Here is a 14,012-nt window from a genome sequence, read left to right as displayed (position 1 = left end):
GTTTCCTCCTCCCTTATAGCGGTCCCGAAATGCCTTGGCGTCTAATCATGAAGAAATGCGCTCCCAGCAAGGCAAGAAGTGCGCCCGGCAGGAAGAACACGTGGATCGCGAAAAAGCGAGTCAGTGTCTGCGCTCCAACGACTGTGCCGCCCTGCAGCAATTCCTTCAAGTACGGACCGATATATGGAACGGTATCCGCGATTTCCATGCCGACCTTGGTAGCAAAGTAAGCTTTGTTATCCCAAGGAAGCAAATAACCCGTGAATCCAAGTCCCAGCATGACGAAGAAGATGAGCATGCCGACTACCCAGTTCATTTCACGCGGTGCCTTATAGGAACCTGTGAAGAACACACGGAGCGTATGTAATAACATCATAACGATAACTAAGCTTGCTCCCCAGTGGTGCATACCGCGAACAATTTGACCGAAGGCAACCTTCGTTTGCAAATATTCGACACTGTAGTATGCGTTCACAATATCAGGGACATAATACATGGTCAGGAACATACCTGACAGAATCTGAATGACCGTAATAAAAAACGTCAAGCCACCGAAACAGTACACGAACGCAGAAAAATGGTGTGCAGGGTTAACGTGCTCAGGCACCTCATGATCCGCCACATCGCGCCACATCGGCGTTATATCCAGACGTTCGTCAATCCAGTTATAAACACCTTTAAACATCTGTTATTTACGCCTCCTCGTTATTGCACGTGTTGGTTCGCTATGATATCGCCCAAGTATACAAAGCCATCCTTAACCTGCACTTTGTACTCATCGAGCGGTGCACGAGCAACGGCTAGCTGCTTGCCTTCTTTTGTATAGTGCGCGCCATGGCACGGGCAAAAATACTGATCCTTGAAAGCCGGATTCTTATTCCAGTCAACTGTACATCCTAAGTGCTTGCATATTGGAGACAACGCAAATATATTGCCTTCCTTATCCTTGCTTATCCATGCTGTGAGCGTTGGAGTACTCTCATACCAGCCATCGACCTGCTTGATTTCAAAAGTAAATTCAGTCGGCGATTCTGTAATCTTGCTCACTTCAGCAACCTTAATGTACTCTCCTTCTGACTTCTTCTGAAGCAGTGGATCAACTGCAAACCGAACCATCGGCAGAGTAGGACCAACGAACATGAAAGCACTTGCCCCACCCAGCGTGTATGTAAGAAATTGTCGACGGGACATTTCTTTTCGCGGCTTTTTAGGTGGATGCTCGTTATTCTGCAGTTTACTCATATACTGTCTAACCCCCCTTTACACAACCGTTCTGAGAGCTTGCTATGACGATAATCACATTCAAACTAGGACATCACTATAATATCCCAGCACTATGAAAGCGTCAAGAATTTACCAATATAATTACCAGAATGAACCTTTTTTCTTGGGTGAAATGTTTGAATATTGTCACATTTATCCTGAAGTTTGGGTGGTGGTCCACATATTTTGCACAAGTGCCTTCATCGCAGCGCAGGCATTTCCAGCATCCTCTGCCATCATTTCAGCCGGTGTAATGACCAGATCCGCTTCCGGCAGCTTATCCCCTGTAATAGGAAGCTGTGCCGAGACGACGACAATGTATGCGAAACCTTGCTTCCGCAACCTCGAACATAATCCATTCAACAGGTTCAACTCATCATCAGCAAGCTTTTCAGACACAAAGTGATAGGCAGGGTAGGTTACTGTTCTGCCTCGGAAAGGAATTTCGATCCCATCGAGCCAGTCACGCAGTTTCTCGAGTCGATTGCCAGCCTCAATTGGAGATTCACTGCCGTTCAATCCTGTGACCGGTAAAATACAAGTGTCCAAATATGGCCCCCATTCTTCCCATTGCTCTTCCGTTAATTCACTAAATTTCATGACGATTCCCCCATCATTTACCTAGTCATTCCTTACCATTATACTGAAATAAACAAAAAATGAAGAACCGCAATGCTGCGCTCTTCATTCCATAAATGTGCATAAGGTATCCTGTTGGACATTTACATAAGCTGTTACTGCAATGTTTTCAGTTCGTCCGTCAAGGTTCGGAACGATGTTTCATCCCCTGTAGCGAGTGCTTTATCGATTTCTTCGTATATCTTTTCCGTACGGTATTTCCGTATGGCGTTGTCCCATATCATTTCCGCTGTTAAGCTTAACATCGCCTCATACGATACTTTCATTTTATCCATAGGATACACCTCCAACCAACACGATTAAGAGATCCTATATTCCTTTCCTTTCACCACATAGTTCTGAGTTGTCCGTTTCATTCGCTCTACATCTTCATCTGTCAGTTCGCGTATGACTTTTGCGGGTGAACCTAGAGAAAGAGTATAGGCCGGTATTTTTTATTTTCTGTTACGACTGAACCTGCTCCTACTAAAGCATATTCACCAATGTCGGCACCGTTCAGTACAATCGCCCCCATACCAATCAATGTACCGTAGCCTATTCGGCAGCCATGTATAATTGCACCGTGGCCTACAGAGACATCATCTTCTACGAGAAGCGGTTGATTGGCGTTGACATGCCCAATAACGCCATCCTGAATATTCGCCCGCTTGCCAATGCGTATTGGGGCCATATCGCCACGAAGGACTGCATTGAACCAAACGCTTGATTCAGCGTCAATCGTCACGTCTCCAATCAGCTTGGCTCCTTCCGCCACATATACGGAAGCATCAACAACTGGCAATATGCCTTGATAAGGTATGTACATTCGATAGCATCCTCCCGATTGACCATTTCCACACAGCTCAAGCCTTTTATATGCCTAGCTAAGGAAATTTTTGGCCCAATCGTATCAATGAGAATGCCGCTTGTCAACTTCTAACTGAATTTTGTCCTCATGAGCAACGTACACACTATCAATAATAAGCTGCCCTCTGCGAGTCGTCTGTATGACTGACCCATATTGCTCATCTTCGCCGAATCGAATGACACCTAAATGGACGAGCATCATTATAATTCGCTGCCGAAATACAGATTGTGGCGTATCGAAGAAAAAGGACGTACAAACGGAAGTAGCGCCCGCTCCAACGAATCAAGCGTTGTCCATTGCTTGGTGCAAAGCTGAATCCAGTGCACAATGGACAGCAAATTCGGAATCGCGTTTTTATACAGCTTTAACCAAAACCGGTACAACGAAGCAGAAGACTCCACCCCTCCGCTTGCCACTCGTTCCAAGCCCTTAGGCGTACAACTTAACCGCCCATCACCCTCCTCCAGCCATCCTTGATAGAATGCGTAATCATAAAGGAGCGACATGCGGTTCGGATAGTCATGGAACCTTCTCCCGTATCCAAATCGCCATTCACCTCGGGCAATTGGGGCTTCCTGTACAGCAAAGTAATCGAGAAGCTGCTGCTGTGTTTTTTTGTACATTACACCTTCTGCATTCAGCATCACATTCCCATTCTCGATGAATTTCAGAAGGTGAAGCACATCCTCCGCCATCCGTCCATCTTCGTCGCGATAGGATGTAGGCGTATCTGTTTCTGTCAAGTGCATCGTGAACGACTGACGAAGTACATCAATCAATCTCAGCTTCAAATCGCTCGGCACCTGAAACAAATATTTCGTTTGATGCGAGCATCCATTGAACAGCCATCCACTGTGTTTAAATTTTGAAATCGTTTCTCGCGGATGGGGCATTGGAGCTGCATTATGTGCCTGCTTTTCTCCTCCATCAGAATCCAAATCGAACCTTGTCTGCTGAACTCGAGCAATCAATTCCTCTAAGCTAAATGAAGCGCGCCTGTCAAACAAAATCGAGTTAAGGAATCTTAGCTCTTCTAGCGTCATTTCGCTGACATGCTGTTCGAACACATCCCTCCTGCCCAACGCAGACAGAATAGATTGAATAAGCTCGTGCTTGGAATGTTCATTGCAGACGCACCCATAACGCTGAGCAATTCGAGTTAGCTGATTAATATCCGCGTAACTGAGCATATCCGCTAAATTCATGCATGACCTCCGTTTCCGTCAGACGTAATGTGCCGAATCCTCGATGTCCATTACTCATTATTGGAATTTTTATCATATTTATTCACATTCACGCAGAAAACATCGATCAGCTTGTCGATTGAAATTGGTATAATCACCGTCCAGCAACAATAAATCCTATAAGGTTGACTCCTTTTCAAACACAAAAAAGCAGTTCGCTTCCACATTACGTGAAAACGAACTGCTGTTTCGATGATGTGACGCTATCGCGGCCTCGCCGGCAGATCAAGGTGGCAAATATGCTCCATACAATTATAAAGCAATGGGTGCCAGCCTTCCGACCGCTTTTCTAATACCGAGTAGGACAAATTTCCGATATGCCCTTGTCCCGAACTGCCGAATAAAGCAATGAACAATTGTGCCAGCCAGCCCCCATGAGAGACCACTAACAGATTAGCTCCCTTGTGCTGATTTGCAACGTGCTCTAGCGCATGAACTGCGCGCTGTTGAAGTTCTTTATCTTTTTCCTGTCCTAGATCCAGTTGCCGCCATTCTGCACCCCAGCGCTGTTCTCGCTCCTCTGGCGTTGTTCCTTCTACAAGACCATAGGCTCGTTCACGAAGCCCAGCTTCTGGTGACAACATTGGAATGTGAAGGGCATCTGCCAAAATCGACGCCGTTTCTTCTGCTCGCTGCAAGCCACTGGATATTACATATTCAAATGGGGCACGTTCTCGTACAAGGCGCTCTGCAAGCAATGCCGCCTGCTTCCGTCCTGTCTCATTCAATGGTATATCCGTTTGTCCTTGTATCTTCCCTTGAGCGTTCCAATCTGTTAACCCATGGCGCACTAATCCTATATGCTGATTCATTGTAACTCCTTCATCCCTCTGTTATTGACGCACTCGTGTCAACCAGTTCAATAGCAGCAATGCAAAAGTTACACCGAACAGCGACAATGCAATCCAATAATGGGGAATTGTCGGGACAACATGCAAAATGGCCGGTTCTCCTACATTACTCGCCACTGGCAATTCTATAGTAAACGTATCTAATCCAGAATGCTCGCTGCCCGCCAGCGCAGTCGGCAATACCCCACTAACTGCATTGATATTTGACTGCTCATTGCGGATAAGGAGAAAGACGAGAGCACAGAGGAACATGGCCATACAAAAAGCGATAATCCCCGCTATCACTTGACGTGAGCGCAGGGATAACGCATGAGAACGTCTATGTACAGGCATTAGCCATTGCTGCTCGTCATATATGCGATCCATAACACGACTCGCCGCTAAGCTGCTTGTTCGTTCCGCATCAAGCTCCAACTCAGCTTCATCTTCCACCCAATCCATGCTCGCAGACCATACTGCGAACTGTTCCGCGCACGCTTCGCATCCTTTCAGATGATGATCGATAGCTTCACGCTGCGGATCGTCAACAGGCATATCGACATAGTTCGATATCCATTCGAGCGCTTCCGCACATTTCATGTTAGTTCATCCCTTCAAGACCGGGCTCCTTTATGTATGGTTCTAACTGTATCTTCACACTGGCTCGAGCCCGGAACAACAACGATTTAACCGAACTTACGGTCTGCCCTAATACCTGGGCGATTTCTTGATAGTCCAGTTGGTCGTATTCTCGAAGAATGAGAGCAGAGCGCTGTTTGTCAGGCAACCTGCTTATTGCCTCACGCACCAATTCTACCTTTTCATGCCGCAGCAATGCATACTCAGGCGCCGCTTCCTTAGGCGCTTCCGGAATGATTCCTTGCTCCTCATCAAGCGAGACTTGAATGCTTCTCTGCTTACGCAGCTCGCTTAACACGGTGTTGCGGGCTATCGTATACAGCCAAGTTGAGAAGGAAGCATCTGATTCCCGGAATGTATGCAGGCTTCGGTATGCCTTGTAAAATGTCTCTGCACATAAATCTTCTGCTAATAGCTCCAACTGGGAATTTTTCAACATATGATAAATAAATGATAACAGTTTACGTTGATAACGATTCATCAATTCCGCAAAAACTTCTGTGTTCCCGTCCTTGATTTCGCGGATGATTTGGGAATCGGTCATGGATTCAAGTCCTCCTTGCTTTCCATATCCATCCCGATGCGCTACCTGAATGGTTATACTCTCGATGTGAAAAAAAGTTGCGAATCGGAGAAAATTGTTATAAAGAAACTTATAAACCTAATGATTACGTACTATGGGTATGATCTGTGTCTTGATATCATGACACTCGCCCCTTAGCATTTCAAGTCGTATTTTAGCATAATAAAGTCGAAAATTGCTTAAAAATTTTTTAAGATTCGGATTTTTTAAAAAAACCACTCCGATTGGAGTGGCTGCACAACTTGTGCAATCTATTGGATAGGAGAGGAGAGTCCTGTCCCGTTACTGTAAATAGAACAGATGCCCGTGAACTGGTTGTATACAGGCTAGTTTACGGCGCATTTGTTCAACCATCATTCCGTCTCCAACACCTGTTTTATATGCATCATTAAAACCATAAAGTTTTTGAACAAACAGATCCTCTAAAGCAAGAATACGATCGTTGGGAATTATTCCCTCGAGCTTTTGTAATTCCCCAGCAAACGCTTCATAGACTTGTTCGTTAGACTTCTCACAATTCGCTACGACTTCCCAGGTGCGTTGTTCAATCATATTTTCAATCCATTCTTCGTGAAGCTTCGAGTTATATTTAACTTGGCAAGCAAAATTAAACACCTCTATGATCGCTTCAGCTAGAATCGGCTCAATTAGAAATGCTTCATTATATAGAACCATGATTTTTGTTTGCAGTTGATCGACTGAATTTGTTTGCATTAGAGAACACCATCCTTATGATTACATTTTCCGTATTCAGGAATTCTGCAAATAGAATCGAACCCCTGTAAGGCAACATGATATAATTCCCAGTTCCATTGCAGCAGTATAACCTCGTAAAAATAATAGCATATGATCATATATCTTATTGTCGAATTCAGTCGACAAAAAGGCCAGATTAACCTAGGTTAATCTGGCCTTTACTTATTAATTATTTTCATGGTAATAGAGATGAAAAAAGAGCCTTTTTCACCAAAGGCTCTTTGTCATTAAATGTCGAATGTATTTCTTCTTATCACGAGATACATATAATGGAATAGGGTAATCTTTAAAATACGCAATCGCCCCCCTGCCATCGGGTCTCGTATATTCAATGTTGTTTACATTCGCAAAGCTGCTTGAGTCCAAAAGCTTGATACATTCATATTTTGAGAACGCTTCATAATGTTCACCCAAAGTTGTAAGCACCGTAAATGTGCCCTTTCGCGTGTGAAAAAGCGGCAAAATATGATTGGCCTTCGGTCGAAATGCCTCAGCAAAATAAAGGTCGTCAATAGTGAATGTATCGAAGTCCCCTACTGGTTTCCCATTCTCGACTCTAACTCCTAATAATTCCATATCGACACCTTATCATTATTTCTTGCGCAACTCTTTAGGCACCGGCAGAGATCCAACAAATATCTTTGCTTGCTTTGAAAAGCTATTTGCCGCAACAGAAAGAACATTAGATGTTATCTTTACCAATTGTTTTTTCATGATATTTAGCTCCTTTCCTAGAATGTGGAATAATCAGCAAAGCTTGTGCTAGGTAAACAAGCGCAAGTGTTGATGATTGTATATATATGTTTGCACCGACCATCAGAACAGAAATCAACTTATTCCGAAGTTTGTGGTCATTCGTGCTGCTCAAGTATTCGGTGACATTCGGTGCAAACAGTATATAGCATATCAGTCCTAATATTGATATACCTAATACTGCGTTCGTTGATAACATGATATGCGGTGGAACAACGATTATCAGGGTTGACACGATGAAACATAGATCCATCGTCTTCGCATGCAATCCACCTGAAAAATGCCTGATTACACCAAAAGCGAGTAAAGAAACAATAGTATCGATGGGTCTTCCAGAAATAAAACCTATAGTGATAGATGAAGTCGTTACAAAAAAAATATTCAGTATATTGGCGAATGCATACGTAAGCACCTCATGGCTCACGTGACTACCATTACGTCTTAAAAATGCGGTAAGAAATTTTGAAATCTTCTCTATCATTCCTGTTCGCTCCTACGGTGGAGCAAATAGTATAGAAGCGAAAAGTTTAGTAAAACGATTATGTAGGCGAGCCATGCATATCCTGATAATAAAAATACCGCTGATGCTGTCAGTATTAGAAAAGTCACAATTGCCGCATAAAAAACCTTATTTTCTTTTTTGCTAAATTTTGTCATATCACTATGCGGAGGATGTATAATAAAAGTAAAACCAAGACCGATGGCATTCAAAAAGTTTGAAATGAGCATCGTCCCTCCAGCGGTTGCAATCTGAAGTAAATAAAGATACACTCCGTAGGATTCCATCAACATACTACTGTCGAAATTAATCGTAATATTTAATACTAAAAATAACAATGATTGAACAGCAGTATAAAAAGCATAACCTGATAAAGTTATTATAACAGCATATTGCAACCGTACTTTAATAACATAATTCATAAACACTATTATTGCACACATCGTTAGCGGAATATCGAACCAAGGCGCTTCAAAAACAATCCTTATTAAGTAAGATGACAACGATAGTACAATAGACATCACAACGAAGTCTTTTAGATAAAAACTTACCTTGAATCGGAAAAGTTTCAAGGTCGCTGTTAATAACGCAAACGCTTCAAATGCACCAATGAAAATATATAACGCACTTGTCACTCATTTTCCCCCTATATCATCCTCTAATCCAATTATAGGTAGATAGCAAACAGACATCAAGCAATAATCTTTTTCCCATAAATCAAGTTAAAACTCCTAAAATTGATAGTCTTCTAACAATTAGGGTGCAGTTCAGCAATCCAGAGCTTTACATATAAAAATTAATTCAATAAACTTGTTTTAGATCGTAATGACTATTCACTTTCTTTGCCTCCCTGCCCCTCATAATCCCAGTTCCATAAACCTTGCTGGCCTTTGGCTGGGATAGGGTTTACCATCCACTTCACTACATCGATCTCCCAAGCAAAGCGCCCTTTGGAATAATCGCCAAAGTAAAGTTCATTGTTGTCAGGCGTAATTCCATATATCTTAGTACCCGTCGAATCGTTAAGAATAGCGGTTCCTTCTACCGGAAAATTAATTTCTCCTATAACCTCCCAACAATCCTCCAACTGACACATCGCCACTACCGCACCTGTCGGCAAATTATCAACCGTATACCCGTGTTCTGACAGTGTTGATCGGATTGGGTCTGACGCACATGCTTTCTTGTCAATCTTTTTACCTGCATGAATAGCTATTTCACCGCGGTGCTTTGTTGCCCAACTGCGCGTCTCGAATTTCTTCTCTCCAAGGGCGATCAAAGTCGCCCATGGTTGGGTGATTGTTATTGCTTTCATGATTCCCTCCCAACTGCTAACGCTTGCTAGTCTTTGCCTGCGCCAGATATGATTCAAAACAACTTAAATCCTAGTTGAAAAATTGCTTAGCCCCATCCGTTCTATTTCTGCTGAAGCCCATCGTTCAAATGGATACCGTGAAGGATCAATACATTCACGAACGTAACGATCTGCTAGATGATCTAGGAGTTTATCAGGTATGGGCATGGGAGGCCCCCCCTTCTTGACCTGAATTTACGATGACTACCTTTGCACGCTTAAGCATGTGTTCAACTGAACAGCACAGGTCTGCTCCAACCTTCCATACAACCTGCCCGAAGAAGATTTCTTTATCGCACACTGGGCAATGGTCAATGACTTCATTTGTATCCATGGTATGATTCTCCCTACCTTAAATTTTTCGCATACTCGTTATACCGATGCTTACAGCCCCGCATAGATTGACCATCCATTAGAATCTAGTATTTTCAAGTAATTGAGAATACAGTGCTAGTTCGAGTCTATCGCTGTTTTTGACCTCAGTTCTGTCTCCTTAAGCTGATATAGTGATGTTTTCTTGATCCTTTGATTTATGCTATTGCTTCATTGCTTTTGCTAATAACGCAAGAACTGATATTCATAAGACTCCCGCCTGTCCATTATCAGTTCCTCCAGGTAAGAAATTGATAAGTGCAAGTTCTTCTTTAAGCTTCGCAATTTCAAAATCAATAGTTTCGGGAGTGACATTAATACTCAGCATATCTCTTTCAATTTCCTGAATACTTCTCATATGGCCTCCTTAAGTTCCTGTCGCAGTGCTTTCATCACATCTACGGGGATTATCTCCTTGTATTTAGCCACTGCAAGCTTCTCATATGTTAAATCTTCACAATATGGCGACAACACTTTTGCAAGTGTTCGATTGACTTCATCACTAGCTGGCGGTTTATATCCGGTACACAATTTGCTGATATAGAATCTAGTGATTCGCTTACCCTGAAGTTTACATTTATCAGCCACTTGCTGATAAGAAAGTCCACTTGCATTAACCGCATTTGAAAGAATGTTCGAGTACCTCATAGTTCACTTCGCCTCTTTTGTTTACTTTTTAGTGTAACTATTGTTAACTAAATACTAGAACATTATTTTGTTTTGGTCAATAGTTAACAACAAAGAACTGTTGACTATTTAGTGCAACATATGTATTATGAGTTTATCCCAATTAGAGGAAGGAGATGGAAGAAAAAATGAATTACCATGAATTGCTGCGAAAGTATATTGCAGACTCCGGGCTGAGGTTGAATGTGATTGCAGAAAAATTAAAGGACTACAACTATAACGTTAGTAAGAGCTATATTAGCCAGCTCCAAAACGGGAAGACACCTAACCCGGCCACGGACGAACTAAATAGAGCGCTCGCTGAGATAACGGGCGGAGATGTCGAAAAACTTCTGTTCGCTGCTATCATTGAACGCGCACCAGAAGAAGTCAAAGGAAAGCTTTTAAGGCTTGAAAAACTCAAGTCCCTAAAAACCGAATACACGCAGGTTAAAGGCACTAAAGTACCATATGTAACCGATAAGGATGAAAAGTTCATTTCTGTTCCTGTATTAGATTCGATCACATACAGTAAGGTCGTTGAAGCTGGCAAATCGGACAGAACTATTTATATAGATCGATCCATTACACAAGGTAGAAGGGCATTTGCTCTACATGTATCGGAAGAGAGTATGATTGGTGATCACATCACAATAGGTGACGTCGCGGTGTGTCTTATCCAAGAAGAAGTTACGTCTAATGACATTGCGATCGTCGCTATAGAAGAACAGAACGCTACTCTCAGGCGTGTTAAGTTCCAAAACGACATATGTATGCTGATGCCGTCAAACGCTGCAATGCAACCAATTCTGGTCGCTTCTAGCCAAGTTAAAGTTTTAGGTAAAGTTGTTGAAGTGCGACGCACCTTGTAAATCACTATGGCATGGCTTTCGCCGTGCCTAGAAAGGGGGATATCTTAGTTGGTAGTTAAAAAGAGGGTGAAAACGGAATTTATATACGGACAATGTATGCAATGGATAAAGAAGGAAATATCACTAGAAGGATAGCGAAATGAGTCATTGAAAACAAAATCCCTCTCAATATGAAGAAGGATGATAAGCTTAAAATTGCTAATTTGATTATTACAAAAAAAGTTTTTGGAGAAACCGCAGAAATTCAATTTCGGTGGGGTGAATCTTTAGAAATTAAAGCCAAAGGAAAAAAGAAGCATTTTTGTGCCATATACTTTTATTAAGACAAAAAAAGACCACCCCGATTGGAGTGGCTGCACAACTTGTGCAATTTTATTGGATAGGAGTGGAGAGAAACCATACTGTACTGCTATTATAATGTATACGTTTTCACGTCGTCAATAGGTTTTCGTTAAAAATTTTCTTCAATTCACAAATTTTTCCGTTATATGAATACTTCGTACCCTTTGGAGCTTAGCAGTTCCTTCGCTCGATCCCAGTCCCCCTGCTGACGGAATGACAATCGGAGTACGCCCGGCACGTCCTCGCGGCTTTCAATTATTTGAACATTGCTCAAGTTAATGTGATGATTACCAAGCTCTGTTGCAATACTGCCGATAATACCAGGATGATCGGGTACATTGACGTATAGTTCGTAGAGCGATTGGATAACGCCTTTGCGGCGTTCCGGCATGCGGCTCCGGAAGTCGCCAGCCTCAGCAAACTGCTGGATTATCCCTTCACCGTCCTGTCGCTGCAATATATCGATAAATTGCTCCGTAGACGCTTTCCAGTCTAAAAGTAAACGAAGAACGACATCCCTATTGTTAATAAGAATGTCTCTCCATATGACAGGATCACTGGATGCAATACGGGTAATGTCCCGGAATCCACCGGCAGCGAGCAGCTCATACAGCTCATTATTCTCATTATAGGAGCGTACCTGATTCACCAAGGCTACTGCGACCACATGCGGCAAATGACTGATTGCGCCAACTACCTCATCGTGCTCTTCCGGATTCATCCGAATGATATGCGCCTTCGTATATCGGAGCAAGGATACAAGCCTGCTATAAGCTTCTTCATTAGCCGATTCATCAGGTGTTAGTACATAAAAAGCATTTTCGAACAGCAGTGTAGTAGCTGCTTCAACACCCGAGCGCTCCGAGCCGGCCATTGGATGACCACCAATAAAGTGTACGTCCTCCCATTGCAGTCCACGTGCGCAACGCGCTACCGATGACTTCGTGCTTCCTACATCAGTTACGATGCAGCCCGGCTTGAGCGGCAAATTCTGCAAATCATTCAGCATTGATTCCAGCATTCCCACTGGAACACATACGAAGATGTAATCCGCATCCTCAACCGCATCACGCAAGGAGGTCGTCGCTTCATCTACGACGCCGCGCTCTATATACTTCTCTGCTGATGATTGACTTGGGGAATAACCAACGACATGTATACCCGGCCTGTTCTTAAAGCATAAGGCGAGAGAGCCGCCTATGAGCCCTACGCCTATAATTGTAATCTTAGTTCTCATTTCGTCACCTTAACCTCTTCCAAGGCTTCTTCCAAGGCTTGAACCATTGCCTCATTTTCTTCTTGGCTGCCAATCGTAATTCGGATATGCTGCGGATATTTGCTATGGCCTGCGCGGGTTATAATGCCGCGACGCAGGAGTGCGTTAAAGACTTCAATTGCTGAAAATCCTACATCAACCATTATGAAGTTTCCGTGTGCTGGAAAGCTATCCAGATTCATGCGCGCAAATTGCTGCTGTACATACTGAATTCCAGCTGCATTCTTCTGCCTGCAATCTTCAATGAAGGCTTGATCCTGTACGGCAGCTAAAGCTGCTGCCTGAGCGAAGCGAGTTGTGTTAAATGGCTCACGAACCTGATTGATCGTATGAATCACATCAGGGTGTCCGATTCCATAACCGATGCGCAAAGACGCCAATCCATAAATTTTCGAAAATGTTCGCAAGGAAACAACATTGGAATAACGGCGTACTAGCTCTAAAGCATCACGGAAGTTCGGATCTGTTACATATTCACAGTATGCCTCATCCAATACAACCATTACATGTGCAGGTATACGTGCGATAAATTGATCCAGCTCATCAGCGCTTACAATCGTTCCCGTCGGATTGTTTGGATTGCAAATCCATACGATTTTCGTCCGGTCATTCACGGCAGCAAGCATCGCGTCCAGATCATGCGCTCCATCCTTTAGCGGAACCTCTATAGTTACGGCTCCCTCAATTTCTGCATTGTGCTTATATTGGGGGAATGTCTGATCCGCTATGACAATCTCATCGCCGGGCACGAGATACGCGCGGCATATCATTAAAATAATTTCATCTGAGCCAGCGCCAAAAATCAATTGTTTTCGCTCAACATCCAAATGTGCCGCAACAGCATCGGTCAGTGCTTGAGCTGCTCCATCTGGATAAATGCTCATATTGTTCACTTCTTGTAAGATAGCTTGCTTCGCTTGCTTAGAAGATCCGAACGGATTCTCATTGGAAGCCAGCTTGATAATACGATCCAAGCCCAGCTCTCGCTTTACTTCATCAACTGATTTCCCTGGCTGATATACAGGCAGGTGAACAACACTGTTCTTCGGCTGCATGTGGGTATACCACCTTTCTCAT

General features: G+C 43.2%; 20 protein-coding genes and 1 pseudogene. 1 reads left to right on the top strand and 20 read right to left on the bottom strand.

The genetic code is table 11. The features are described 5' to 3' along the window. Positions 1–13: 13 nt before the first annotated feature. The 18 genes and pseudogenes from qcrB to PAV_RS34650 all read right to left on the bottom strand — a co-directional run bounded on the left by qcrB (position 14) and on the right by PAV_RS34650 (position 10,137). On the bottom strand, positions 14–685 hold the full coding sequence (gene qcrB, locus PAV_RS13325; RefSeq protein ID WP_005546984.1) for a menaquinol-cytochrome c reductase cytochrome b subunit: 672 nt from the start codon (positions 683–685) through the stop codon (positions 14–16). 20 nt (positions 686–705) lie between these two features. Further along, entirely contained in the window at positions 706–1,242 is a 537-nt protein-coding gene (locus PAV_RS13320) for a Rieske (2Fe-2S) protein (RefSeq protein ID WP_005546982.1), read from the bottom strand. 174 nt (positions 1,243–1,416) lie between these two features. Next, positions 1,417–1,863 carry a DUF2487 family protein gene (locus PAV_RS13315; RefSeq protein WP_005546980.1) on the bottom strand — a complete coding sequence of 149 codons (447 nt, stop codon included), beginning with the start codon at positions 1,861–1,863 and terminating at the stop codon, positions 1,417–1,419. 134 nt (positions 1,864–1,997) lie between these two features. Then, positions 1,998–2,177, bottom strand: coding sequence for an IDEAL domain-containing protein (locus PAV_RS13310; protein ID WP_005546978.1), 180 nt, complete (start codon positions 2,175–2,177; stop codon positions 1,998–2,000). 24 nt (positions 2,178–2,201) lie between these two features. Then, positions 2,202–2,707: pseudogene (locus tag PAV_RS13305) on the bottom strand (gamma carbonic anhydrase family protein). An 84-nt stretch (positions 2,708–2,791) separates the two neighbouring features. Continuing rightward, positions 2,792–2,950: a hypothetical protein gene (locus tag PAV_RS37270; RefSeq protein ID WP_005546975.1), complete on the bottom strand. Its 159-nt coding sequence runs from the start codon at positions 2,948–2,950 to the stop codon at positions 2,792–2,794. Continuing rightward, positions 2,950–3,954, bottom strand: a complete 1,005-nt coding sequence (locus tag PAV_RS13300) for a hypothetical protein (RefSeq protein ID WP_005546973.1) — start codon at positions 3,952–3,954, stop codon at positions 2,950–2,952. The genes PAV_RS37270 and PAV_RS13300 overlap by 1 nt, the downstream gene beginning before the upstream one ends. A 242-nt stretch (positions 3,955–4,196) precedes the next feature. Then, on the bottom strand, positions 4,197–4,805 hold the full coding sequence (locus tag PAV_RS13295) for a histidine phosphatase family protein (protein ID WP_005546971.1): 609 nt from the start codon (positions 4,803–4,805) through the stop codon (positions 4,197–4,199). Between the two features lie 21 nt (positions 4,806–4,826). Further along, complete coding sequence (locus PAV_RS13290) at positions 4,827–5,423, bottom strand: anti-sigma factor family protein (protein ID WP_005546969.1); 597 nt, start codon at positions 5,421–5,423, stop codon at positions 4,827–4,829. A 1-nt stretch (position 5,424) separates the two neighbouring features. Further along, positions 5,425–6,006, bottom strand: a complete 582-nt coding sequence (locus PAV_RS13285; RefSeq protein ID WP_005546967.1) for an RNA polymerase sigma factor — start codon at positions 6,004–6,006, stop codon at positions 5,425–5,427. 321 nt (positions 6,007–6,327) lie between these two features. Beyond that, entirely contained in the window at positions 6,328–6,759 is a 432-nt protein-coding gene (locus PAV_RS13280) for a hypothetical protein (RefSeq protein ID WP_005546965.1), read from the bottom strand. 249 nt (positions 6,760–7,008) lie between these two features. Continuing rightward, entirely contained in the window at positions 7,009–7,377 is a 369-nt protein-coding gene (locus PAV_RS13275) for a hypothetical protein (RefSeq protein ID WP_005546962.1), read from the bottom strand. A gap of 15 nt (positions 7,378–7,392) precedes the next feature. Then, a complete protein-coding gene (locus PAV_RS36885; protein ID WP_005546961.1) occupies positions 7,393–7,515 on the bottom strand; it encodes a hypothetical protein in 123 nt (40 codons plus the stop codon). Continuing rightward, positions 7,484–8,035 carry an accessory gene regulator B family protein gene (locus PAV_RS13270; RefSeq protein ID WP_005546959.1) on the bottom strand — a complete coding sequence of 184 codons (552 nt, stop codon included), beginning with the start codon at positions 8,033–8,035 and terminating at the stop codon, positions 7,484–7,486. Before PAV_RS13270 ends, PAV_RS36885 begins: the two co-directional genes overlap by 32 nt. Then, positions 8,032–8,688, bottom strand: a complete 657-nt coding sequence (locus tag PAV_RS13265) for a hypothetical protein (RefSeq protein WP_005546957.1) — start codon at positions 8,686–8,688, stop codon at positions 8,032–8,034. The genes PAV_RS13270 and PAV_RS13265 overlap by 4 nt, the downstream gene beginning before the upstream one ends. Before the next feature lie 194 nt (positions 8,689–8,882). Beyond that, a complete protein-coding gene (locus PAV_RS13260; RefSeq protein ID WP_005546955.1) occupies positions 8,883–9,368 on the bottom strand; it encodes an ASCH domain-containing protein in 486 nt (161 codons plus the stop codon). Between the two features lie 193 nt (positions 9,369–9,561). Beyond that, positions 9,562–9,741: a hypothetical protein gene (locus tag PAV_RS13255; protein ID WP_005546952.1), complete on the bottom strand. Its 180-nt coding sequence runs from the start codon at positions 9,739–9,741 to the stop codon at positions 9,562–9,564. Positions 9,742–9,984: 243 nt separating this feature from the next. Then, entirely contained in the window at positions 9,985–10,137 is a 153-nt protein-coding gene (locus PAV_RS34650) for a hypothetical protein (RefSeq protein WP_005546950.1), read from the bottom strand. Positions 10,138–10,582: 445 nt separating this feature from the next. On the opposite strand from PAV_RS34650, the gene PAV_RS32360 reads away from it, so the two are divergent. Next, positions 10,583–11,317: a LexA family transcriptional regulator gene (locus PAV_RS32360; protein WP_157266799.1), complete on the top strand. Its 735-nt coding sequence runs from the start codon at positions 10,583–10,585 to the stop codon at positions 11,315–11,317. Positions 11,318–11,801: 484 nt separating this feature from the next. On the opposite strand, the gene PAV_RS13240 is transcribed toward PAV_RS32360, so the two are convergent. Both PAV_RS13240 and hisC read right to left on the bottom strand, forming a co-directional pair. Beyond that, positions 11,802–12,896, bottom strand: a complete 1,095-nt coding sequence (locus PAV_RS13240) for a prephenate dehydrogenase (RefSeq protein WP_005546945.1) — start codon at positions 12,894–12,896, stop codon at positions 11,802–11,804. Next, a complete protein-coding gene (gene hisC, locus PAV_RS13235; RefSeq protein WP_005546943.1) occupies positions 12,893–13,990 on the bottom strand; it encodes a histidinol-phosphate transaminase in 1,098 nt (365 codons plus the stop codon). Before hisC ends, PAV_RS13240 begins: the two co-directional genes overlap by 4 nt. Between the last annotated feature and the right edge of the window lie 22 nt (positions 13,991–14,012).

This window comes from Paenibacillus alvei DSM 29 (assembly GCF_000293805.1).
Classification (GTDB): domain Bacteria; phylum Bacillota; class Bacilli; order Paenibacillales; family Paenibacillaceae; genus Paenibacillus_B; species Paenibacillus_B alvei.
This window is presented reverse-complemented; position numbering and strand designations above follow the sequence as displayed.

Coding starts and splice junctions, on each gene's coding strand:
- qcrB (WP_005546984.1), bottom strand. CDS start 685: ATGTTTAAAGGTGTTTATAACTGGATTGACGAACGTCTGGATATAACG.
- PAV_RS13320 (WP_005546982.1), bottom strand. CDS start 1,242: ATGAGTAAACTGCAGAATAACGAGCATCCACCTAAAAAGCCGCGAAAA.
- PAV_RS13315 (WP_005546980.1), bottom strand. CDS start 1,863: ATGAAATTTAGTGAATTAACGGAAGAGCAATGGGAAGAATGGGGGCCA.
- PAV_RS13310 (WP_005546978.1), bottom strand. CDS start 2,177: ATGGATAAAATGAAAGTATCGTATGAGGCGATGTTAAGCTTAACAGCG.
- PAV_RS37270 (WP_005546975.1), bottom strand. CDS start 2,950: ATGATGCTCGTCCATTTAGGTGTCATTCGATTCGGCGAAGATGAGCAA.
- PAV_RS13300 (WP_005546973.1), bottom strand. CDS start 3,954: ATGAATTTAGCGGATATGCTCAGTTACGCGGATATTAATCAGCTAACT.
- PAV_RS13295 (WP_005546971.1), bottom strand. CDS start 4,805: ATGAATCAGCATATAGGATTAGTGCGCCATGGGTTAACAGATTGGAAC.
- PAV_RS13290 (WP_005546969.1), bottom strand. CDS start 5,423: ATGAAATGTGCGGAAGCGCTCGAATGGATATCGAACTATGTCGATATG.
- PAV_RS13285 (WP_005546967.1), bottom strand. CDS start 6,006: ATGACCGATTCCCAAATCATCCGCGAAATCAAGGACGGGAACACAGAA.
- PAV_RS13280 (WP_005546965.1), bottom strand. CDS start 6,759: ATGCAAACAAATTCAGTCGATCAACTGCAAACAAAAATCATGGTTCTA.
- PAV_RS13275 (WP_005546962.1), bottom strand. CDS start 7,377: ATGGAATTATTAGGAGTTAGAGTCGAGAATGGGAAACCAGTAGGGGAC.
- PAV_RS36885 (WP_005546961.1), bottom strand. CDS start 7,515: ATGAAAAAACAATTGGTAAAGATAACATCTAATGTTCTTTCTGTTGCG.
- PAV_RS13270 (WP_005546959.1), bottom strand. CDS start 8,035: ATGATAGAGAAGATTTCAAAATTTCTTACCGCATTTTTAAGACGTAAT.
- PAV_RS13260 (WP_005546955.1), bottom strand. CDS start 9,368: ATGAAAGCAATAACAATCACCCAACCATGGGCGACTTTGATCGCCCTT.
- PAV_RS13255 (WP_005546952.1), bottom strand. CDS start 9,741: ATGGATACAAATGAAGTCATTGACCATTGCCCAGTGTGCGATAAAGAA.
- PAV_RS34650 (WP_005546950.1), bottom strand. CDS start 10,137: ATGAGAAGTATTCAGGAAATTGAAAGAGATATGCTGAGTATTAATGTC.
- PAV_RS32360 (WP_157266799.1), top strand. CDS start 10,583: ATGGAAGAAAAAATGAATTACCATGAATTGCTGCGAAAGTATATTGCA.
- PAV_RS13240 (WP_005546945.1), bottom strand. CDS start 12,896: ATGAGAACTAAGATTACAATTATAGGCGTAGGGCTCATAGGCGGCTCT.
- hisC (WP_005546943.1), bottom strand. CDS start 13,990: ATGCAGCCGAAGAACAGTGTTGTTCACCTGCCTGTATATCAGCCAGGG.